At 60.4% G+C, this 21,363-nt stretch carries 17 protein-coding genes and 3 tRNA genes; 16 read left to right on the top strand and 4 right to left on the bottom strand.

Going from position 1 to position 21,363, the window contains the following annotated elements:
* Positions 1 to 8: 8 nt before the first annotated feature.
* The gene (locus FJU30_RS03200; RefSeq protein WP_150433677.1) at positions 9 to 1,004 is read right to left on the bottom strand and encodes an aldo/keto reductase; all 996 of its coding nucleotides are present in this window, start codon (positions 1,002 to 1,004) and stop codon (positions 9 to 11) included.
* Positions 1,005 to 1,119: 115 nt separating this feature from the next.
* Between FJU30_RS03200 and FJU30_RS03205 the strand changes: the two genes are divergently transcribed.
* The 4 genes from FJU30_RS03205 to FJU30_RS03220 all read left to right on the top strand — a co-directional run bounded on the left by FJU30_RS03205 (position 1,120) and on the right by FJU30_RS03220 (position 2,459).
* Positions 1,120 to 2,022 carry a LysR substrate-binding domain-containing protein gene (locus tag FJU30_RS03205; protein WP_150433676.1) on the top strand — a complete coding sequence of 301 codons (903 nt, stop codon included), beginning with the start codon at positions 1,120 to 1,122 and terminating at the stop codon, positions 2,020 to 2,022.
* A 114-nt stretch (positions 2,023 to 2,136) separates the two neighbouring features.
* A tRNA-Leu gene (locus tag FJU30_RS03210) sits at positions 2,137 to 2,223 on the top strand.
* 32 nt (positions 2,224 to 2,255) lie between these two features.
* Positions 2,256 to 2,342, top strand: a tRNA-Leu gene (locus tag FJU30_RS03215).
* A gap of 30 nt (positions 2,343 to 2,372) precedes the next feature.
* Positions 2,373 to 2,459, top strand: a tRNA-Leu gene (locus FJU30_RS03220).
* Between the two features lie 107 nt (positions 2,460 to 2,566).
* Here the strand turns inward: FJU30_RS03220 and FJU30_RS03225 are convergent.
* Together FJU30_RS03225 and FJU30_RS03230 are read right to left on the bottom strand one after the other, a co-directional pair.
* Positions 2,567 to 2,854: a DUF1435 family protein gene (locus FJU30_RS03225; protein ID WP_150433675.1), complete on the bottom strand. Its 288-nt coding sequence runs from the start codon at positions 2,852 to 2,854 to the stop codon at positions 2,567 to 2,569.
* Between the two features lie 92 nt (positions 2,855 to 2,946).
* Positions 2,947 to 3,843, bottom strand: a complete 897-nt coding sequence (locus FJU30_RS03230; protein ID WP_150433674.1) for a LysR family transcriptional regulator — start codon at positions 3,841 to 3,843, stop codon at positions 2,947 to 2,949.
* Between the two features lie 117 nt (positions 3,844 to 3,960).
* Between FJU30_RS03230 and budA the strand changes: the two genes are divergently transcribed.
* The 9 genes from budA (at position 3,961) to FJU30_RS03275 (ending at position 16,802) form a co-directional block, all read left to right on the top strand.
* Entirely contained in the window at positions 3,961 to 4,743 is a 783-nt protein-coding gene (gene budA, locus FJU30_RS03235) for an acetolactate decarboxylase (protein WP_150433673.1), read from the top strand.
* A 45-nt stretch (positions 4,744 to 4,788) separates the two neighbouring features.
* On the top strand, positions 4,789 to 6,468 hold the full coding sequence (gene alsS, locus FJU30_RS03240; RefSeq protein WP_150433672.1) for an acetolactate synthase AlsS: 1,680 nt from the start codon (positions 4,789 to 4,791) through the stop codon (positions 6,466 to 6,468).
* A 134-nt stretch (positions 6,469 to 6,602) separates the two neighbouring features.
* Positions 6,603 to 7,391 carry a siderophore-iron reductase FhuF gene (fhuF, locus tag FJU30_RS03245; protein ID WP_150433671.1) on the top strand — a complete coding sequence of 263 codons (789 nt, stop codon included), beginning with the start codon at positions 6,603 to 6,605 and terminating at the stop codon, positions 7,389 to 7,391.
* A 73-nt stretch (positions 7,392 to 7,464) separates the two neighbouring features.
* Positions 7,465 to 8,922 carry an alpha/beta hydrolase gene (locus tag FJU30_RS03250; RefSeq protein ID WP_150433670.1) on the top strand — a complete coding sequence of 486 codons (1,458 nt, stop codon included), beginning with the start codon at positions 7,465 to 7,467 and terminating at the stop codon, positions 8,920 to 8,922.
* Between the two features lie 306 nt (positions 8,923 to 9,228).
* A complete protein-coding gene (locus FJU30_RS03255; protein WP_150433669.1) occupies positions 9,229 to 9,801 on the top strand; it encodes a DJ-1/PfpI family protein in 573 nt (190 codons plus the stop codon).
* 475 nt (positions 9,802 to 10,276) lie between these two features.
* Entirely contained in the window at positions 10,277 to 11,374 is a 1,098-nt protein-coding gene (gene gcvT / locus FJU30_RS03260) for a glycine cleavage system aminomethyltransferase GcvT (protein ID WP_150433668.1), read from the top strand.
* A gap of 28 nt (positions 11,375 to 11,402) precedes the next feature.
* Entirely contained in the window at positions 11,403 to 11,804 is a 402-nt protein-coding gene (gcvH, locus tag FJU30_RS03265; RefSeq protein ID WP_150433667.1) for a glycine cleavage system protein GcvH, read from the top strand.
* A gap of 357 nt (positions 11,805 to 12,161) precedes the next feature.
* The gene (gene gcvP, locus FJU30_RS03270) at positions 12,162 to 15,038 is read left to right on the top strand and encodes an aminomethyl-transferring glycine dehydrogenase (protein ID WP_150433666.1); all 2,877 of its coding nucleotides are present in this window, start codon (positions 12,162 to 12,164) and stop codon (positions 15,036 to 15,038) included.
* A gap of 348 nt (positions 15,039 to 15,386) precedes the next feature.
* Positions 15,387 to 16,802, top strand: a complete 1,416-nt coding sequence (locus tag FJU30_RS03275) for an MDR family MFS transporter (RefSeq protein ID WP_150433665.1) — start codon at positions 15,387 to 15,389, stop codon at positions 16,800 to 16,802.
* Positions 16,803 to 16,876: 74 nt separating this feature from the next.
* Here FJU30_RS03275 and FJU30_RS03280 read toward each other — a convergent pair whose 3' ends face one another.
* A complete protein-coding gene (locus FJU30_RS03280) occupies positions 16,877 to 17,557 on the bottom strand; it encodes a GntR family transcriptional regulator (RefSeq protein WP_150433664.1) in 681 nt (226 codons plus the stop codon).
* Between the two features lie 188 nt (positions 17,558 to 17,745).
* Here FJU30_RS03280 and FJU30_RS03285 point away from each other — a divergent pair, with 188 nt between their 5' ends.
* From FJU30_RS03285 to FJU30_RS03295, 3 genes are all read left to right on the top strand, one after another.
* Entirely contained in the window at positions 17,746 to 18,444 is a 699-nt protein-coding gene (locus FJU30_RS03285; RefSeq protein WP_150433663.1) for a DUF2848 domain-containing protein, read from the top strand.
* Positions 18,444 to 19,793 (top strand): amidase, encoded by a 1,350-nt coding sequence (locus FJU30_RS03290; protein ID WP_150433662.1) that lies wholly within the window; start codon positions 18,444 to 18,446, stop codon positions 19,791 to 19,793. The genes FJU30_RS03285 and FJU30_RS03290 overlap by 1 nt, the downstream gene beginning before the upstream one ends.
* 236 nt (positions 19,794 to 20,029) lie before the next feature.
* Positions 20,030 to 21,355: an MFS transporter gene (locus FJU30_RS03295; RefSeq protein ID WP_150433661.1), complete on the top strand. Its 1,326-nt coding sequence runs from the start codon at positions 20,030 to 20,032 to the stop codon at positions 21,353 to 21,355.
* Positions 21,356 to 21,363 lie beyond the last annotated feature (8 nt).

Genomic DNA, 21,363 nt, shown 5'->3' on the forward strand with positions numbered 1-21,363 from the left:
CTCTATCGTCAGTCGTTATTGATGATCGCCATGCCTTCCTGACCGTAGCGGTCGCCGGCGGCGGCCTGCGGCGGAAACAGCGCATCCAGTTCAGCCAGTTCGGCCGCCGACAGGCTTACGTCTGGCGCCGCCACATTTTCCTCCAGGTAGCGACGCCGCTTAGTGCCGGGGATCGGCACGACATGCTCGCCCTGCGCCAGCACCCAGGCCAGCGCAAGCTGGGACGGCGTGATGTGTTTTTTCTGCGCCATTCGCTCTATGCTGTCGAGCAGCGTCAGGTTTTTGGCGAAGTTCTCGTCGCTGAAGCGCGGGTTGTTGCGGCGGAAATCATCGGCGGACAGCGACTGCAACTGGCGGATGGCCCCGGTTAAAAAGCCGCGCCCCAGCGGGCTGTAGGGCACGAACGCGATGCCCAGCCGTTTACAGGCCGGCAGAATGTGCGCTTCCACGTCCCGCGTCCACAGCGAGTATTCGCTTTGCAGGGCGGTTATCGGATGCACGCGATGCGCTCGTTCCAGCGTGCCGGCGGACACTTCGCTCAGGCCCAGATAGCGGACCTTTCCCTCCTTGACCAGCTCGGCCATCGCGCCGACGGTATCCTCGATCGGCACCGTGGGATCGAGACGGTGCTGATAGTACAGATCGATGGTTTCCACCCCGAGCCGCTGCAGACTGCCTTCCACCGCGCGACGCACATATTCCGGTTTGCCGCATACGCCGCGTTCCTGAGCGTTGTGCGGATCGCGCACAATGCCGAATTTTGTGGCCAGAAAGACCCGATCGCGTTTGCCGCGGAGCGCGCTGCCCAGCAGTTGTTCATTGGTATAGGGGCCGTACATATCGGCGGTGTCCAGCAGGGTAATGCCCAGCTCCAGCGCCCGATGCAGGGTGGCGACGGCTTCCTGTTCATCCATTGCGGTGGAATAGAAGTCGCTCATTCCCATGCAGCCCAGCCCGAGGGCGGAAACCCGGGGCCCCTGCGGCCCTAGCGTACGTTGTTTCATCTGAGTGATCTCCAAAATGGATGGAAGAGCATAGAGTCTGGTTGTTTATTGGATAAAGATAAATCACGCATTTTGTGCAACACTGTTTGTAAAAAATAAACAATGGGCCGACGTTATGGATCAGATACAGGCGATGCGGGTTTTTGTCCGCATGGCGGAGAGCGAAAGTTTTAGCCGTGCGGCTGAAAGTCTGGCGATCCCGCGCGCCACGGTAAGCCAGACGCTGAAGCGACTCGAACTGCGTCTGGGCGTGCGCCTGTTCGAGCGCACCACGCGTCAGGTGCGCATCACCGACGAGGGACGGCTGTACCACCAGCGCTGCGTGCAGTTGCTGGCCGAAATGGATGAGACGGACAGCATGTTCTCGCGCCAGCGTCAGCAGCCGAGCGGCCGGGTGCGCATCGATATGCCGCATTCGCTGGCGCGCGAGGTGGTGATCCCGGCTCTGCCGGCGTTCTATCGGCGCTATCCGCAGATGACGCTGGTGCTGAGCGCCAACGATTCGACAATCAATATGCAGCGTGAAGGGGTGGACTGCGTGTTGCGCGCCTGGCGAATGGACGACGATTCGCTGGTCGCCAGGCCGCTGGCGTCGCTGCCGCAGGTGACCTGCGCCGCGCCGGACTATTGCGCCGCCTTTGGCCGGCCGGCGTCGCTGGCGGAACTGAACGGGCACCAGATGGTGGGGTATTTTTCTCTGCGCAGCCTGCGGCTGTATCCGCTGGAGTTTATGCAGCAAGAACAGGTGGTTTTCCGTATGCTGCCCGCGCGGGTCGAAGTCAACGGGGCGGACGCCTATATCGCCGCCGCCCGGGCCGGGCTGGGGCTGATCCAGGCGCCCTGTTACACGTTGCGTTCATTACTGGCGCGCGGAGAGCTGGTGGAAATGCTGCCGCAAACGCCGCCGCCGCCGATGCCCCTCTATATTATGTATCCGCCGGGCCGCTTCCTGGCGCCGCGTATTCGGCTGGTGATTGACTGGCTGCAGACCTGCCTTGACCAGTCGCCGATACGCTAACTGACGATTTTTACAGCAAACCCCCACGCAGAAAGGAAATAATCATTGACCTTAGCGGGAAAATCTCTAGAATTCGCCTCCGTGGTTACATTACATCGCTAATGTTACTGGTAAGCGAAGGTGGCGGAATTGGTAGACGCGCTAGCTTCAGGTGTTAGTGCCTTAACGGGCGTGAGGGTTCAAGTCCCTCTCTTCGCACCAACAACCACATTATTTGTATCGCACGGCATACTGCGAAGGTGGCGGAATTGGTAGACGCGCTAGCTTCAGGTGTTAGTGTCTTAACGGACGTGAGGGTTCAAGTCCCTCTCTTCGCACCACGCTGGTGATACAAATTATTCATACCCTGTGCGAAGGTGGCGGAATTGGTAGACGCGCTAGCTTCAGGTGTTAGTGCCTTAACGGGCGTGAGGGTTCAAGTCCCTCTCTTCGCACCACATCGTTTTTCCTCTTGTTCTCTTCCTTATACTTATACCCTGTTTTAATGCCGATTTTTCTTTTTGATTAGTATTGTTAATGTTTCTGCTCGCCGAATATGCGTTTTTCAGCCGGCGCCGAGAGTGGCGACAACCGCCGCCAGCCCGCAGACCAGCGCGATGCAGGACGGCAGCAGTAAATAAGGACGTAATCGGCGGCGACACAGCATAAACAGCGTGCTCAGCATGGCCAGCAGGATAATCCCCTTCAGTTGCGTCAGACTGGGCTCAAACAGCAGCAGCAGCGGCAGAGCGGCGCAGGGCAGCAATAGCCCGCTCCAGGCGCTGGAAAGACGTTTTCTCAGCCGCCAGCCCCGTTCCGTCCGACCACAGGCGGCAATAATGGCAGCAAACATCGTTGTTCGTCCGTATGATAATGATAACCAATATCATATAAGAAACTGGCGCAATTGCCACCTTATCGCCGCGCGGTGTTGTTGCGGAGGGATTACTCTTCTGATTTCAGCATATTACGCATCATATGGATCATGTTCATGATCACAGCCGAGTGCTCATGCTTGCGCCAGATCAGCGCGATTTGCGTCGTCAGCTGATTGTTTTCGATATCGTGGTAGGTCAGGTTGCCCGGCTGAATGAAATGCAGCGAGCGCGGGATGATGGTAATGCCAAAGCCGGCTGAAACCATACCGATGGCCGAGGTCATCTGCGGTGCCTGCTGACTCATGATCGGTTCATAACCGGCTTCATAGCAGGAAAGCATGATCATGTCATACAGACCGGGGCTGACTTCCCGCGGGAAAATGATCAGCGGCTCTTGCTGCAGTTCGCTCAGATGAATGCTTTGTTTCCGTTGTAAAGGGTGGCCGGCGGGAATAACCAGCTGCATCGATTCCTCGACCAGTATCTCACTGTTGAACTCACGGCTGGCGCTGCACGGCAGCCGGACGAACGCCACATCCAGACTCTGGTTGTGCAGGCCGGACATCAGCACGGGCATATTCTCCTCCTGCGGCCGTAAAGTAACATGAGGATAACGCTGCCGGTAGGCGTGCAGCAGTTTCAATACCGCGGGATGAAAGGACGCCGAGCAGGAGAAACCGACGTTAAGATTGCCGCTCTCGCCGCGCGCGATGCTGCGCGCTCTGTCGACCGCCGTGTCGATAAGTTGCAGGATCTGGCTGGCATCCTGATACAAAACCTCGCCAGCCGCCGTCATTTCCACGCCGCGCGTGAGCCGTCTGAACAGCGGCGTGCCGATCTCCCGCTCCAGCTTCTGAATTTGCTGGCTGAGCGGCGGCTGAGATATACCCAGGTTTTCCGCCGCTCGCGTGAAGTGCCGGGCCGAAGCTACCGCAATGAAGTAGCGCAGATAACGTAGTTCCATATTTTTTTGATCTCAAAGTCGCGACCTTTCTATATTGGAACTTCACTGCTTCTGGCGTCAATCTAATAGCTACATATTAATAAACTTTATGTTTGAGATGTCCCGGAGGTAGTCAGTATGTGTGAACATCTTCATACGAACTCATGCGTCGATGAAATCATAAAACTGGTCAAAGATCAGCAGGAACAGGATGCGGAAAGTGTCATTTATCAAACCTCGCTGATGAGCGGGTTGATCAGCGGCGTTTATGAAGGTCCAACAACCATGGCCGACTTGCTGAAACACGGCGATTTCGGGATCGGGACTTTTAATGATTTAGATGGCGAACTGGTCGCCATGAACAGCAAAATTTTCCAGCTGCGCGGCGACGGCAGCGCCCGGGCCGCTCATCCCGAGCAAAAGACGCCGTTTGCGGTGATGACGTTCTTCCGTCCCACGGAGGAAATTTTGTTTGAGCGCCAGACCGATCGCGCCAGTATTCACAAGAAGATTGATGAAATCGTCGGCACCGACAACTTGTTTTGCGCGTTGCGTATTGACGGCAAGTTCGGCTATGTGGAAACCCGCACGGTTCCTCGTCAGGAACGCCCGTATAAACCCATGCTGGAAGCGATAGCCGAGCAGCCCACGTTCCATTTTGAACATCGCGACGGCGCCATTATCGGCTTCCGCAGCCCGGCTTATACCCAGGGTATTAATGTTGCTGGTTACCACGAACATTTTATCACCGACGATCGCACCGGCGGTGGACACGTTCTGGATTACCAGCTTGAAGAAGGCAAGGTGACCTTTGGCGTTATCGCCAAACTGATTATCGATTTGCCGCAGGACAGTGATTTTCTCAGCGCCAATCTGTCTCCCGACAACCTCAGCAGCATCATCCGTTCGGCTGAAAGTTAATAGCCAGAGATCACCGACAGCCATTAAATGTAAGGGGGATATATTATGGAAAATGAATCAGGTAAACAAAACTGGAATAGTGGTGCGGAGCTGATTGTAAAGCATCTGGAACAGCAGGGCGTGAAGTATGTTTTTGGTATCCCGGGGGCGAAAGTCGACCGCGTATTCGATGCGCTGGTTGATTCGTCGATCGAGACCGTTCCGGTGCGCCATGAGGCGAACGGCGCCTTTATGGCGGCGGCGATAGGGCGTATTACCGGTAAGGCCGGCGTAACGCTGGTGACCTCGGGACCGGGTTGTTCCAATCTGGTCACCGGTCTGGCGACGGCGACCTATGAAGGTGACCCGGTTGTGGCGCTGGGCGGCGCGGTTAAACGCGCGGACAGACTGAAATTGACTCACCAGAGCCTGGATACGGTCAGTCTGTTTCAGCCTGTGACTAAATACAGCGCGGAAATCGGCGCGTCTTCCGCCATTTCGGAAGTGATGGCGAACGCGTTCCGCGCCGCGGAATTCGGCCGTCCGGGCGCTTCGTTTATCAGTTTGCCGCAGGATATCGTCAATGATCCGGTCACCAGCCAGATTCTGGCGACGCCGTACCTGCCGTCGGTCAACGGCGCGCCGCATGCCGATATCGTGTCGCTCGGTCAGATGATTGAACGCGCTAAAAATCCGATTCTGCTGCTGGGCCTGATGGCCAGCCAGCCGAAGAGTGCCGAGGCGATACGCCGTTTACTGCGCCGCAGCCAGTTACCGGTAACCAGCACCTATCAGGCGGCGGGCGTGGTCGATCAGCAGCATTTCGATCACTTTGCCGGCCGAGTCGGGTTGTTTAACAACCAGGCTGGCGATAAGCTGTTACAGCAGGCGGACCTGATTATTACCGTGGGATACAGCCCGGTCGAATATGATCCCGCTTTGTGGAACAACGGTAAAGCCACGCTGGTGCACATCGATATCGTGCCGGCGGAGATTGATAGCGCCTACCGCCCGGCTCGCGAACTGATTGGCGATATCGAAACAACCATCAACCAGCTGACCGACTGTATCAGCCATCCGGTGACGCTGTCCGACAAGGCACAGCAGGTACTGGAAGATCGCACCAAACAGCGCCACGATCTGGCGACGCGCGCGGTGAATATGCGTGGTTTCGCGATTCACCCGTTGCGCCTGGTGCGCGCCATGCAGGATATCGTCAACAGCGATGTGACGCTGTGCGTCGATATGGGCAGTTTCCATATCTGGCTGGCGCGTTATCTGTACAGCTTCCGCGCGCGGCAGATTCTGATGACCAACGGTCAGCAGACCATGGGCGTGGCGTTGCCGTGGGCCATTGGCGCGGCGCTGGTTCATCCTAACCAGAAAGTGGTTTCGGTTTCCGGCGACGGCGGCTTTATGCAGTCCAGCATGGAGCTGGAAACGGCGATTCGCCTGAAGTGCAACCTGCTGCATATCATCTGGGTGGATAACGCCTATAACATGGTTGAAATTCAGGAAGAGAAAAAATATCACCGTTCCTCCGGGGTGAAATTCGGTCCGATCGACTTTAAGGCGTATGCCGAAGCCTTCGGCGCGAAGGGATTCGCGGTAACCAATGCCGAAGAACTGGAAAGCAAACTCCGTGCGGCCATGGACGTGCAGGGGCCGGCCGTTATCGCTATTCCTGTTGATTATTCGGATAATTATCGCCTGATGGAAGAACTGAATATCAGCCAGCTGTTCTGATCCTGCCCGTCTCCGGCAGTGAGGGGGGCGGCAACGCCGGCGCGGAGTTTGTCTCCGCCGCCAAACATCGATAATATTGACAATAATTATCATTGTCATTCTTATCAGGGCGCGGCGCTTGCCGGAACCTCTCAATGCCGACAGTTAATACGATTATCACGCCAGGCGAACAAGATGCGCATAGCGACGTCGGGTCGCTGGCGCAGGCGTTGCATGATGTGCTGGCCCGATATCGGCCGCACTGCCTGGAGACGGTTCGTTTTGGCTCTGCGCCTCCCGCAGGGAGTATGACGCTCGCCGAGTGGTCATCCCCTGCGTTTTTTTCCGATTTGATCCGGCGCTACGGCGACGATATCTACCGTCTGCAGCCGCAGGCTGCGCGCGAGGAAAAACCATTACAGGCGCTGTGGGCGCAGTGGTATTTTGGTTTGCTGGTGCCGCCGCTGATGCTGACCGCCTTGCTGTATCCGCTGATGGCGGATTATTCATCTGAACGTATTCACGTTGCTTTTCATCAAACCGGCCGGCCGGCGCACTTCTTTATCGAGACGCAGGCGCAGACGGCCGAAGATGACGCCGTATGGCGTCTGGTCAGGCTGCTGCGCCAGCATCTTATCCCGGTGGTCAATACTCTCGACGGTTTTGGCGTGCTGAACGCAAAGCTGGCGTGGAATAACAACGGCTATTTGATGCACTGGCTGCTGGACGATATCGCCGCGTTGCTGCCGCCGGGCGCGCCGACCGCCATCGGCCGGGCGCTGTTTCTGACGCCGACGCTGCCGGACGGCGCGGATAATCCCTTGTTTCGCACCGTCATTCCGCGTAATGATAAGCTGGAGCGTCGCAGTTGCTGTCAGCGTTATCGTCTGCCTGACGTGGCGCGCTGCCGCGACTGTACGCTTAACCGGGGAGAGGGGGGATAGACGGCGTCTGGCGCCGCGCGGATGAAGCGCGCCTTCTTCTTCTCTTGTGATCGCCGCAATACAGGTAACAACCATGTTGACCCGGACCGTCAAACGCACCATTAAACGCGTCATCGCGCTGACCGCCGTCGCGGCGCTGACGCTGCTGGTTATTCGTGTTTATGACAGCGGACGCGGCCCGGCGCTCTCTCCATGGCATACCTGGGTGCCGGAGGAAATGTCGGACGCGCGTCTGGATAAGGCCGACTGGCCGACGTGGCTCGCCGCGGAGGCGCAGCTCTTTCGCGAAACGGACCGCCATGTCACCCAGCTGCTGGATGAGGAAGACCGCCAGCCGGCCAACCGTTATTTCGCCGACAGCCCGCTGTATCCAGGCAAATTCCAGCATGACTGGAACCGCTCATATGAGTTGCTGCCGGACGGTAAGGTGAAAGGCGCGGTAGTGCTGCTGCATGGCCTGACCGATTCGCCTTATAGCCTGCGCCATCTCGCCGAGAGCTATCGTCGGCGCGGTTTCGTGGCGGTGGGCATTCGTTTGCCGGCGCACGGCACGGTGCCGGGCGCGCTGACCGATGTGCGCTGGCAGACATGGATGGCGGCGACCCGACTGGCGGTACGCGAAGCCCGGCGCCATCTGACCGATTCGGCGCAGCCGCTGCATTTGGTGGGGTTCTCCAACGGCGGCGCGCTGGCGCTGAAATATGCGCTGGATGCGCAGGACGATCCCTCGCTGGCGCGGCCGGACCAACTGGTCCTGATTTCTCCGATGATCGGCGTGACCAGCTACGCCCGTTTTGCCGGTCTGGCCGGGCTGCCGGCCGTTTTCCCTGCGTTTGCCAAATCGGCCTGGCTTAGTATCCTGCCGGAGTTCAACCCGTTCAAATATAACTCTTTTCCGGTTAACGGCGCGCGTCAGTCGTGGCTGTTGACCCATGAACTGCAGCAGCAGCTCAGCCGCAAAGCGCAGGCGAATGGTCTGGCGACGCTGGCGCCGGTGCTCACCTTCCAGTCGGTGATGGATTACACGGTCAGTACCCGGGCGGTGATCGCCTCGTTCTATAATCTGTTGCCGAAGAACGGCAGCCAAATTGTTCTGTTCGACATTAACCGCACCGTCAACTTTGGCCCGCTGCTGCGGCCAGCCGCCCTGGCGGCCATCGGTCAGTTATTGCCGCCGCCGCCGCGTAATTATGAGACGACGGTAATCACCAACGAATCACCATCCAGCGCCCGCGCGCTGGCTTACGATGTGCCGGCCGGGTCAAGCCAGCAAACGTCGCGCCTGCTGGGTATGGATTATCCGCCCGATGTCTACTCTCTGTCGCACGTCGCGCTGCCTTTTCCGGATTCGGATTCGCTCTACGGTCGTTTTGCGCAAAATCCGCGCGAGTTCGGCTTCCCGCTCGGACAGATAGCCGCCAGGGGAGAACGCTCGGTGCTGGTGGTCGATCTGGATACCTTACTGCGCCTGTCGTCCAATCCGTTCTTTCCCTATCTGCGGCAGCGCATTGAGGAAAAAATACCGCAGTGAGCGGATGAAAATGGCGTGCGATCAGACGCAGCCATAGCAGACCGCTCTAAACCTTCCGCATCGCCGCGTGGCGTAAAACACGATCGCCAGGCATGGCCGACAGCGCGATCTCAGTCGTGAAGGCCGCAGCGTTAGCGCTGGGCATTCTTTCTTCGCCGTGGCCGCCGGGCCGCAGCAGACGTCTCCGGCGGACGGTTTCCCGATCAGCATAAAGGCCACTGACATTTTTTGTCAGTGGCCTTTGTTACGATCCGAATTTACACGCCAACGCGATCCGCGCGATCGCATATTGAAAAGGACACGCCAGTGATACGCGCCATTACTATTCTTAGCGAAAATTTTTCCGATTGGGAAACCGCCCTGATCAATTCGGCCGGCCGCGGCTATTATGGTTTCGAGACTCGTTTCGCCGCCCCTGACGGTCGCCCGGTCCTATCCTCCGGCGGCATGATGGTTACTCCACAACTGGCGATTGAGGATATTCAACTTGATGATCTCGACCTGCTGATGGTATGCGGCGGCACCGTCTGGCGTACCGACCAGGCGCCGGATATTACCGGACTGGTGAGTTCGGCTCATCACAGGAACATCATCGTCGCGGGTATTTGCGACGGTACGCGGGTGCTGGCGCAGGCGGGCGTGCTCGACAACGTCCGCCACACCTCTAATTCGGCGGAAAACCTGGCGGAACTGCATTATCGGGGCGCCGCTTACTATCAGGATGTTCCCTGGGCGGTGGCCGATCGGCGTGTCATCACCGCGCCCGGCAGCGCGCCGGTCAGCTTCATGGCCGAAATCTTGCGCGAGCTGGGAAGCCGCGACGAAAACCTCAAAACCTGGCTGGCGATGCACGCCGCCGAACATAGCAGGACGGCCTGAAGCGCCGGCCGACTCGTTTCCCTGACTGAGCGCGCGGTTGCTGCGCGCGCCTGCCCGCCGCTTGCATCTTTTGCCTCTCGCGCTAAACCTTATCAGAGCGGGCCGCTTATTCCGGCGCAGCCGTGCGTCCATCGCGGTCTGATAATTGAAAAAAACTAATTTCGCTCGGCTATTCGCATTACTTTAACTAATGATTTGTGTTTTTTATTAGGAGGGTAACTTCTGGTTTTTATCAACCAATCTGGATTAAAAGTCTTCTATATTTATTTGTTGTGAATTTTATTCTGATATATGTGTTTTTAATGAATTTAATGACTATGGCGTTAATTGGTCTATTAATTTAACTATATATTTTATCTTATGACTAAGGTTGTGGTTAGCGGCTAATTTCGGTGGTAAGTTCAGTTTATGGGCAACCTCTGTGTCTCTGGTTTTATCTCAGGTTCTTAGCGAATAACAAAGAGGGAACGGAACAATGGCAAAGCAAACCCCGCTGTATCAGCAGCATCTGGCCGATGGCGCCAGAATGGTGGATTTCCATGGCTGGATGATGCCGCTGCACTATGGATCGCAACTGGATGAGCATCACGCGGTGCGGCGGAACGCCGGGATGTTTGACGTTTCCCATATGACGATTGTCGATCTGCACGGCGTGCGCACGCGTGAATTTCTGCGCTATCTGCTGGCGAACGACGTCGCCCGTCTGACCCAGCCGGGTAAAGCGCTTTACACCGGTATGTTGAACGCCTCCGGTGGCGTAATCGACGATCTTATCGTTTACTTTCTGACGGAGGATCATTTCCGTCTGGTAGTGAACTCCGCGACGCGAGAAAAAGATCTGGCCTGGATCGTGGAACATGCGCAGCCGTTTCTGGTGGAGGTGCGTGAACGTGACGATTTGGCGCTGATCGCGGTGCAGGGGCCGCAGGCGCAGGCAAAGGTGCGGCGGGTGTTGAGCGAAGCGCAGCGGCAACTGGTCGAGGGGATGAAGCCGTTCTTTGGCGTGCAGGCCGGCGAGTGGTTTATCGCGACCACCGGCTATACCGGCGAGGCCGGTTATGAGATCGCGCTGCCGCAGGAGCAGGCGGCGGACCTATGGCGGCGTCTGCGGGCCGAAGGCGTACAGCCCTGTGGGCTCGGCGCGCGCGATACGCTGCGCCTGGAGGCCGGCATGAATCTCTATGGTCAGGATATGGATGAGATGACGTCGCCGCTGGCGGCCAATATGGGCTGGACCATCGCCTGGCAGCCGGAAGAGCGCGACTTTATCGGCCGGGAGGCGCTGACGGTGCAGCGCGACAAGGGCACGCAACAGCTGGTGGGGCTGGTGATGACGGGAAAGGGCGTGCTGCGCAACGGTCAGCCGGTGCGTTTTACCGACGACGCCGGCGAGCTGCAGCAGGGAGTGATCACCAGCGGATCCTTTTCGCCGGTACTGGGCGTGAGCATCGCGCTGGCGCGCGTACCGGCGGGGATAGGCGATCGCGCCATGGTGCAGATCCGTAACCGCGAGATCCCGGTTAAGGTGACCCGGCCGGGATTTGTCCGCGCGGGTAAACCCGTCTTTGAGTAACAATCTTTGGTGAATGGAGAGGTCAGCGATGAGCAATGTTCCGGCAGAACTAAAATATACGGCATCACATGAATGGGTGCAGGATGAAGGCGACGGCATATACAGCATTGGGATCACCGAACATGCGCAGGAGCTTCTCGGCGATATGGTGTTTATCGATCTGCCGGAAGTGGGCGCCTTGTTCAACGCCGGCGATGAATGCGCGGTGGCCGAGTCGGTGAAAGCCGCATCGGATATCTATGCGCCGATCGGCGGAGAGGTGGTGGAAATTAACGAGGAACTGGAGAACGCGCCCGAACTGGTTAACAGCGCGCCCTATGCGGAAGGATGGCTGTTTCGCATCAGAGCGGCCGATGAAACCGAACTCAATGATTTGCTGGACGCCGAAAGCTATCAGGCCTCGCTGGAAGATGACGACGCCGAAGAATAGACGGGCCGCGGGCGGCGAGCGCTTGTCTCTGCCGTGTTAATGCCATATCGAGGTTGCCGACCGCTGCGCCCGGCACGGGCGCAGCGAGGAGCTGTCCCGCTTTGCGAACCTGCGCGCGCGTTATTCAAATTTTCGCCCGGCAAATTTGTCGACGGTTGATGCCGCTGCGACCCCGCACTGCGCTGTCCCTGATAACAAGCCTGGTCGGCGGCCTGATATCGTGCGTGTTTCGATCGGCCTGACCGCGATCTGACGCCCGCGTCAATCACGTTAAGCGACCCGCATCGGCCTGTGCTCAGGCAGAGCGCCGTATCCGGGTTCCCCGTAGTTTCGCTTTAAATGCAGGAAATAGCCGTAATGACTCAGACACTCAGCCAGCTTGAGCACGACAGCGCGTTCACGGAACGACATATTGGTCCTTCTCCTCTCCAGCAGCAGGCGATGTTGGCGCAGATACAGGCGGATTCGCTGGAGGCGCTGACCCGGCAGATTTTACCGGCCGACATCCAACTGCCCGGCCCGCCGGCCATCGGCGACGGGGTAAGCGAGTCACAGGCGCTGGCGGAGCTGAAAGCTATCGCCAGCCGCAACCAACGCTATAAAAACTATATCGGCATGGGCTATTGCGCGGTGCTGATGCCGGCCGTTATCCAGCGCAATATGCTGGAAAACCCCGGCTGGTATACCGCCTATACGCCGTACCAGCCGGAAGTGTCGCAGGGGCGGCTGGAGGCGCTGCTGAATTTCCAGCAACTGAGTCAGGATTTAACCGGGCTGGCGCTGGCTTCCGCCTCGTTGCTGGATGAAGCGACCGCGGCGGCGGAAGCCATGGCGCTGGCCCGGCGCGCCAGCAAGCTGAAGCAGGCTAACCTTTTTCTGGTGGCGGAGGACGTACATCCGCAAACGCTGGACGTGGTGCGCACGCGGGCGCGGGCGTTCGGTTTCGAGCTGGTGGTCGCGCCGGCCGACCGCTTCGCCGATTACGACGGAGTCTTCGGCGTGCTGCTGCAGCAGGTCGGCAGCGACGGTCAGCTGCACGATTATCGCCCGCTGCTGGCGCAATTGAAGCAGCGAAAAATCATCAGTTGCGTCGCCGCCGATATGATGGCGCTGGTGCTGCTGGAAGCGCCCGGCCATCAGGGCGCCGACGTAGTGTTCGGTTCCGCGCAGCGCTTTGGCGTTCCGATGGGATACGGCGGGCCGCACGCCGCGTTTTTCGCCTGTCGGGACGAATTCAAACGGGCGATGCCGGGCCGCATCATCGGCGTTTCGCGTGATGCGGCCGGCAACACGGCGCTGCGCATGGCGATGCAAACGCGCGAACAGCATATCCGGCGTGAAAAGGCCAACTCCAATATCTGTACCTCGCAGGTGCTGCTGGCGAATATCGCCGGAATGTACGCGGTGTTTCACGGACCGGACGGACTGCGGCGCATCGCCGAACGTATCCACCGGCTGACCGATATCCTTGCCGCCGGTCTGCGTCAGGGCGGGATGACGCTGCGTCACCCTGGCTGGTTCGATACGCTGACGGTCGAGGTGGCGGATAAGGCGGCGGTGCTGAACCGGGCGCTGAGCTTCGGCCTCAACCTGCGCGGCGATCTGCCGGGCGCGGTGGGCATTACGCTGGATGAAACCACCTGCCGGCAAGACGTGCTGACGCTGTTTGACGTGCTGCTCGGCGATGGTCACGGCTTGGATCCGGCGGCGCTGGATAAACAGGTGATCGCGCAGCCGCCCTCGATTCCGCCGGCATTGTCGCGTCAGAGTCCGATCCTGACTCATCCGGTGTTTAATCGCTACCACAGCGAAACGGAAATGATGCGCTATCTGCACCACCTGGCGGCGAAAGATCTGGCTCTTGATCAGGCGATGATCCCGCTGGGGTCCTGCACGATGAAACTGAATGCGGCCGCCGAAATGCTGCCGATCAGCTGGCCGGAATTTAGCGAACTGCATCCGTTCTGTCCGCCGGAGCAGGCGCAAGGGTATCGTCAGATGATCGAACAGCTGTCCGACTGGCTGGTGCAGCTGACCGGCTATGACGCGGTGTGCATGCAGCCGAACTCGGGCGCTCAGGGGGAATACGCCGGCATGCTGGCCATTCGGCGCTATTACGACAGCCGGGACGAAACGGCGCGCCGAATCTGTCTGATCCCCGCCTCGGCTCACGGCACCAATCCGGCCTCGGCGCATATGGCCGGCATGGAGGTGTTGGTGGTCGACTGCGATCGCCAGGGCAATATCGATTTGCTCGATCTGCGCGCCAAAGCGCAGCAGGCGGCAGAGCGGCTGGCCTGTATTATGGTGACCTATCCCTCGACGCACGGCGTGTACGAAGAAGGGATCCGCGAGGTGTGCCAGATCATCCATCAGCACGGCGGCCAGGTATACCTGGACGGCGCCAATATGAACGCGCAGGTCGGCATTACCTCGCCGGGCTATATCGGCGCCGACGTGTCGCACCTTAATCTGCATAAAACCTTTTGTATTCCGCACGGCGGCGGCGGGCCGGGCATGGGGCCGATTGGCGTGAAAGCGCACCTGGCGCCGTTCGTGCCGGGGCATCAGGTGGTGCGCATCGACGGGTTGCTGACGCAGCAGGGCGCGGTGTCCGCCGCACCGTTCGGCAGCGCCTCCATTCTGCCGATCAGCTGGATGTATATCCGTATGATGGGCGCCGACGGGTTGAAAAAGGCCAGTCAGGTCGCGTTGCTGAACGCCAACTACATCGCCGACCGTTTGCAGTCCGCGTGGCCGGTACTGTACCGCGGCCGCAACGGACGGGTGGCGCATGAGTGCATTCTTGATATTCGGCCGCTGAAGGAGCGTACCGGCATCAGCGAAATGGATATCGCCAAGCGGCTGATCGACTACGGTTTTCATGCGCCGACCATGTCTTTCCCGGTGGCGGGCACGCTGATGGTGGAGCCGACGGAGTCGGAAAGCCAGACCGAGCTGGATCGTTTTATCGACGCGATGTTGGCTATTCGCCAGGAGGCGGAGCGGGTGGCGAACGGCGAATGGCCGCTGCAGGATAATCCGCTGGTCAATGCGCCGCACACTCAGGATGACGTCGTCGACGACTGGCCGCACCCTTATAGCCGCGAACTGGCGGTCTTTCCGGCCGGCCGGCGCGATAAGTACTGGCCGACGGTGAAACGACTGGACGACGTCTACGGCGATCGCAATCTGTTCTGCGCCTGCGTGCCGGTCGGCGATTATGTCGAATAGCGCGCGGCCGGCAGGGCGCGGGGCTTAGCGCTACCGGGGCAATACGGCCTGCTGACGGAGGAAACCGCTCGCCCGCCCAACGAGCGGGCGAGCGGCAAGTCGGGCAGAGCTCTGGTATACGAGCCGGCGTATCGGGTAATATCCCGTTGCGTCGGTTTTTTATTTTCGTTGTGAGCGGGATACGCTTTTCCGCCGTCTCCGGCTTTATCCGGCGGCTTTTCATGCTACCGTCGATTGCGCGCTGGTTTAACGCGCGCTTGCCCCGGAAGAAAAACAGGACGCGCCAGTTCCTCTAGTCGGGCCGACCCGCAGCGGGGCGGTCTTCTGATTTTGCGAGTAACACAGCTTATGGCTTTACGCATCGACCGGCGCACCGCGACCGCGCTTCTGGTGGCGACGGTATTTTTCATGGAAAATCTGGACGCCACCGTAATTACCACGGCGCTCCCGATGATGACCCGCGATTTCGGCACCCAGGTTTCGCATATGTCGGTGGGCGTTTCTGCCTATCTGGTGGCTCTTGCCGTGTTTATCCCGGTCAGCAGTTGGGCGGCGGACCGCTTCGGCGCCCGCCGTATTTTCTGCTGGGCGATCCTCATCTTCACCGGCGCATCCGCGCTGTGCGCGGCGGCCGGCGACCTGCTCAGCTTTACCGCCGCGCGTATTCTGCAGGGCATCGGCGGCGCCATGATGGTGCCGGTCGGCCGGCTGGTGGTGCTGCGCGATACGCCGCGCGCCGATCTGGTGCGCGCCATCGCCATTCTTACCTGGCCCGGTCTGGTCGCGCCCGTACTCGGGCCGCCGCTGGGCGGCTGGATCAGCACCCACTGGAGCTGGCACTGGATTTTTTTGCTTAATCTGCCGCTCGGCGCGCTGGTTTTTGTCGCCGCGCTGCGGCTGATCCGCGACGAGGACGCGCGGCGTTTGCCCTTCGATGGCGCCGGTTTTATCCTCACCGGGCTGGGGTTCGGCCTGTTTATGGGCGGATTAGAGCTGGCCAGCCGGGCCGATATCTCCCGGTTAACGGCGCTGTTCACCCTGCTGGCCGGCCTGCTTTTGCTGCTGCTTTCGGCCCGCTATCTGCGGCGCGCAAAAGCGCCGCTGTTCAACCTGACGCCGTTAGCCATTCGGACGTTTCGGGTTACGTCGGTAGGCGGTTCGTTGTTCCGCACCGCGATTGGCTCCGCCCCTTTTCTGCTGCCGCTGATGTTTCAACTGGGGTTCGGCTACAGCGCAGTGGACGCGGGGCTGATGCTGCTCTGGCTGTTCGCCGGCAATCTTTGTATGAAACCCGGCACCACATGGATGATGAATACGCTGGGTCTGCGCACGGTGCTGGTCGGCAATGGCCTGCTGGTGGCGCTTGGTTTCGCCGCCTGCGCGCTGCTCAGCGCCGATACGCCGCGCTGGCTGATCTGCCTCCTGCTGTTTTTTACCGGCATGACCCGTTCCATGCAGTTTACCGCACTCAATACCATCGGCTTCGCCGATGTGCCGCCATCGCAAATGCGCGATGCCAACACGCTATTCTCGGTGCTGCAGCAGATGAACGCCGGAATGGGGATTGCGGTTGGCGCGCTGGCGCTTTCCTGTGCGGAAATCTTACACGGGAGCCTGGCCGGCAGCGCCGGCGCGCAGGATTTCCAGCTGGCGTTCTGGATTATCGCGCTGGTCGCTCTGCTGGCGCTGGTGGATGTCGTGCGTCTGCCCGCCGACGCCGGCGAGCAGGTTTTGCACCGGAAAAAGCGTCAGTCGCGAGGGTAGCGGGCGGATAACGCGCGCTGTCGGAGAGGTCGCCGCGCTTTACCGACCCGCTCCTGTTGCGCGCGAAACCCAGGTTAGTAGTCGTGCAGCAATGCGTGACGAAACGACAGGACGTGCGTCTCCATCGCGCTTTGCGCGGCGGCGGCGTCCTGGCTCGCCAGCGCGTCAATCACCGCCTGGTGCTCCGTGATCACCTCCAGCATATGCTCTTCCCGGGACAGCGAACTGGCCCAGAAACGCTGCGATCGGGCATGCAGTACGCTGAGGATGTCGGTCAGCGTGCTGTTGCCGGCGATCTGCGCCAGCAACTGATGAAATTCATGGTCCAGCGTCATCATTAGCACCCGGTCGCGCGCGTGGCCGGCCGCCGCGATGCGCCGATTGAGCGCGTTCAGTTCGTCAACCTGCGGCGGCGTGGCGCGCTGGCTGGCCAGACGGATGCACAACAGTTCATTGGCGAGCCGCACTTCGATCAGCTCGAGGGCGTCGTTGATGGACAGCGGGGATACCATCACGCCTTTGCGCGGGATCACCTGCAATAGCCCTTCGTTCGCCAGACGATGGATAGCCTGATTAATCGGCGTTCTGCCCATTCGGAGTTCACTCATCACCTGAGCGGTATTCAAATATTCTCCTGGCTTGTAACTTAACGTCACCAGCGCCTGTTTGAAACGCCGGTAGGCCAGTTCATTCTGTGACAGGCCGGTTTCCTCTACCGTCAGGAATTCCCGGCTCTCTGCATCAGCGCTTTTCACGTGTAGCTCCTGCAACTGGAAAATCTTTTACGCTCTTTATTTTTTCCGGCGGCGTTCGCCCGCCGTTTTCCCGCATTCTGAATCCTATTGGTTATAGTACACAAAAACATGGCACGAAAATCGCTTATTTCCATCCTGAAGATTCTGTGAAATTTCACAGTTATTTGAGTGACAGGGGGAGCGATTTCATGACATTGACCTTTAATTTACCGGCCAACGCAGCAACGACGCCGCTGAGCGTCGCGATCGATCGTCTGGTGATCGCCGGCTGGACCGGGCGCGATCGCGAGGCGGTTCTGCACCATATTCGGGAGCTGGCGGATCTGGGCGTGCCTCCGCCTGGTGCAATCCCGCTATTTTATCGCGTGGCGGTTAACCAACTCAGCCAGTCCGTTCGCGTTGAAGTTATCGGCGGCGCCAGTTCCGGCGAAGCCGAACCGCTGCTTTTCACGCACGGCGGCGAACTGTACGTGTCGCTGGCGTCGGATCATACCGACCGACAGCTGGAAGCGCACAGCGTCGCGCTGTCGAAGCAACTGTGCGTCAAACCGGTTGCGCGCGACGCCTGGCCGCTGCGGGAGGTGCTCGATCACTGGGACGATCTCATCCTGCGTTCGTGGATCAAGGAAGATGGGGAGTATCGCCTGTATCAGGAGGGAACGCTGGCCAGCCTGCAGCCGCCGCTGGCGCTGCTCGGGCGTTACCTGGGCGAGCCCTGTTCGCTGGACACGCCGATGCCGGACGGGCTGGCGATGACCTGCGGCACGATGGCCGCGATTGGCGGCATTCGCCCGGCGACCGAATTTCGCATGGCGCTGGTGGATGAGCGTCTGGGACGCGCGATCGAACACCGCTATTGCAGCATTGAGCTGCCGGTGGTGGCCTGATGACGACATTAACCTTACAGCAGGTCGCCGCCGGGTTGGCAAATGGCGAGCTGACGTCCGTGGCGCTGACCGAGTGCGCGCTGGCGCGGATTGACGATCGGGCGGGCGAGGGCGCGCGCGTTTTTACCCGGGTCTATCGCGATGAGGCCCGGCGTCAGGCGCGGGATGCCGACCAACGGCGCGCGGCGGGTCAGCCGCGTTCGGCGCTGGACGGGGTGCCTCTGTCCGTGAAGGATCTGTTCGATGTGGCGGGCGAAGCCACGACGGCCGGCTCCCGCGTTCTGGCCGACGCGCCCGCCGCGCCGCGCCATGCGGCCGTGGTGGCGCGCTTGCTGCAGGCCGGCGTCGTGCTGATCGGCAAAACCAACATGACCGAATTCGCCTATTCAGGCCTGGGGATCAATCCGCATTACGGTACGCCGGCCAATCCGTGGGATCGCGCCGCGCGCCGTATCCCGGGCGGTTCCTCCTCCGGCGCGGCGGTGTCTGTTTCCGACGGAATGTGCTTCGGCGCGCTCGGCAGCGACACCGGCGGATCGGTACGCATTCCCGCCGCGTTCTGCGGACTGACCGGCTATAAACCCACCGCCCGACGCATCGATGACGCCGGGCTGCTGCCGCTTTCGACCTCGCTGGATTCCATCGGCGCCATCGGGCGCGACGTCGCCGACTGCATCGCGTTGGATGCGCTGGTCGCCCATCATGCGCTGGCGCCGGAGGAGAAAGCGCTGTCGCGGGCGCGTTTTGCCGTGCCGCAAACGCTGGTGCTGGAGGGGCTGGATCCGGACGTGTCCGCCGCGTTCGAGCGGAGCCTGCAGCGGCTGGCGCGGGCGGGCGCGCGTATCGAACCCGTCGCCTGTACGGCGTTTGCCGAACTGGCCGCGATTAACGCCGGCGGCGGTTTCAGCGCGCTGGAATCATGGCGCCGGCATCGGACGTTGATCGCCGAACGCGCCGCCGAATACGACCCGCGGGTTCTGTCGCGCATTCGACGCGGCGCGGCGCTGGACGAGAACGATCGGCTGCAGCTGGAAACGCGGCGCGCCGACTGGCAGCGGCGGGTGACGGCGGAGGTGCGCGATTTCGACGCGCTGCTGATGCCGACCGTGCCCGTTATCGCGCCGACCATTGCCGAACTGGAGGCGGATGAGGAGCGCTATTTCCGCATCAACGGCGCCGCGCTGCGCAATCCGTCAGTGATCAACTTTCTGGACGGCTGCGCGCTTTCCCTGCCGTGTCAGCGGCCGGGCGACGCGCCGGTCGGACTGATGGTGGCCGGGTTGCCGCTCAGCGACGACGCGCTGCTGGGGTGGGCGCTGGCGATCGAACGCTGCCTTGCCGACGCATAACGTTTACGGCGCGCTCGTCGCCTGATGTCAAGTAACCCGGAGAGTCCGTATGGCCGGTTTTCCCCATCGAAGGTCGCTGATTGCAACGCCAGGCGACGCGCAGGCGGACGCGGTGTTTCACACCAGGGCAACCGCGTCGTATGACGCCGGACGGAGCCGTGGGGGGCTGAACGGCCATACCTTTAATGATCACCATATTCCCGTAACTGGCTACGCATCGCACAGGAGATAAAAGAATGAATACATCCACCACTAAGGCGGCGATCGACCGCCTGCCTCCGCAGGAACAGGCCGCCGGCGCGCCCAACACCGGTAAACTGGCGGCGGCCAGTTCGATCGGCACCGCGCTGGAATGGTATGACTTTACCGTTTACAACATTATGGCGGCGCTGATTTTCAATCATGTGTTTTTTCCCTCATTCGATCCGCTGGTGGGCACCATTCTGGCGTTTTCCACCTATGCCGTCGGTTATATCTCGCGCCCGATTGGCGGCATCGTCTTCGGTCATTTAGGCGATGTGCTGGGGCGACGCTTCGTGCTGGTCGCCACGCTGGTGATCATGGGCGTGACGACGGCGCTGATGGGCGTGCTGCCCGGCTATGAGATGTGGGGCATCTGGAGCCCGCTGCTGCTGGTCTCGCTGCGTTTTGTCCAGGGCATCGCGCTGGGCGGCGAATGGGCCGGCGCGGTGCTGCTGTCGATGGAGCACGGCAAACCGCATCAGCGCGGGCGTAACGCCTCGTTCGCTCAGGTCGGGCCTTCCTGCGGCACGCTGATCGGCACCGGTTTTATCACCCTGGTGACGATGTCGATGTCGGCGGACAGCTTCCAGCAGTGGGGCTGGCGCATTCCCTTCCTGCTGAGCCTGCTGTTGGTGATCTTCGGCCTGTGGCTGCGGCGCGGAGTGGGCGAGACGCCGGCGTTCCTCCGGCTGGAAAAAAGCAAAGACATTACTCAGGCGCCGATTCGCGAAGTGTTCGGCCAGCATCTGAAACCGCTGCTGATCGCCGGCGGCGCGCGCATCGGTTCCGACGTGCTGTACGCGCTGGTGGTGGTGTTTACCCTGACTTACGTGACAACCGTGCTGCATCTGCCGCGTCCGCTGGCGCTGATGGCGACGATGCTGGGGGCGTTTGGCAACGCCGTCGCGGTGCCGCTGTTCGGCATGCTTTCCGATCGCTTCGGCCGTCGTCCGGTCTACATGGGCGGCGCGCTGGCGGCAATGGTCTGGGCGTTCGTCTTCTTTGTGCTGCTGGATCGCGCGCAGCCGCTGTCGATCTGTATCGCGGTGGTGGTTGGTCTGCTGATTCACGCCGCGATGTACGGCCCGCAGGCGGCCTTCGTCACCGAGCAGTTCCCGACAAAGGTGCGCTATGCCGGATCGTCGCTGGCCTATACGCTGGCCGGGATCGTCGGCGGCGGCTTTGCGCCGCTGATCATCGCCTCGCTGTTCAAGTCCTACAGCAGTACGCTGGCGATCTCGATTTATGTGTCGCTGGCGTTGCTCGTCACGCTGCTGGCGGTTCTGGCCGCCAGAGAGACGGCGCATAAGCCGCTATAGGCGCGCAT

The organism is Affinibrenneria salicis (genome assembly GCF_008710095.1).

Bases quoted from the DNA above. Each gene is read 5' to 3' on its own strand.
- budA (WP_150433673.1), top strand. From the start codon at position 3,961: ATGTGTGAACATCTTCATACGAACTCATGCGTCGATGAAATCATAAAA.
- gcvH (WP_150433667.1), top strand. From the start codon at position 11,403: ATGAGCAATGTTCCGGCAGAACTAAAATATACGGCATCACATGAATGG.
- alsS (WP_150433672.1), top strand. From the start codon at position 4,789: ATGGAAAATGAATCAGGTAAACAAAACTGGAATAGTGGTGCGGAGCTG.
- FJU30_RS03285 (WP_150433663.1), top strand. From the start codon at position 17,746: ATGACATTGACCTTTAATTTACCGGCCAACGCAGCAACGACGCCGCTG.
- FJU30_RS03295 (WP_150433661.1), top strand. From the start codon at position 20,030: ATGAATACATCCACCACTAAGGCGGCGATCGACCGCCTGCCTCCGCAG.
- FJU30_RS03200 (WP_150433677.1), bottom strand. From the start codon at position 1,004: ATGAAACAACGTACGCTAGGGCCGCAGGGGCCCCGGGTTTCCGCCCTC.
- FJU30_RS03205 (WP_150433676.1), top strand. From the start codon at position 1,120: ATGGATCAGATACAGGCGATGCGGGTTTTTGTCCGCATGGCGGAGAGC.
- FJU30_RS03250 (WP_150433670.1), top strand. From the start codon at position 7,465: ATGTTGACCCGGACCGTCAAACGCACCATTAAACGCGTCATCGCGCTG.
- FJU30_RS03290 (WP_150433662.1), top strand. From the start codon at position 18,444: ATGACGACATTAACCTTACAGCAGGTCGCCGCCGGGTTGGCAAATGGC.
- gcvP (WP_150433666.1), top strand. From the start codon at position 12,162: ATGACTCAGACACTCAGCCAGCTTGAGCACGACAGCGCGTTCACGGAA.
- FJU30_RS03275 (WP_150433665.1), top strand. From the start codon at position 15,387: ATGGCTTTACGCATCGACCGGCGCACCGCGACCGCGCTTCTGGTGGCG.
- FJU30_RS03225 (WP_150433675.1), bottom strand. From the start codon at position 2,854: ATGTTTGCTGCCATTATTGCCGCCTGTGGTCGGACGGAACGGGGCTGG.
- fhuF (WP_150433671.1), top strand. From the start codon at position 6,603: ATGCCGACAGTTAATACGATTATCACGCCAGGCGAACAAGATGCGCAT.
- FJU30_RS03230 (WP_150433674.1), bottom strand. From the start codon at position 3,843: ATGGAACTACGTTATCTGCGCTACTTCATTGCGGTAGCTTCGGCCCGG.
- gcvT (WP_150433668.1), top strand. From the start codon at position 10,277: ATGGCAAAGCAAACCCCGCTGTATCAGCAGCATCTGGCCGATGGCGCC.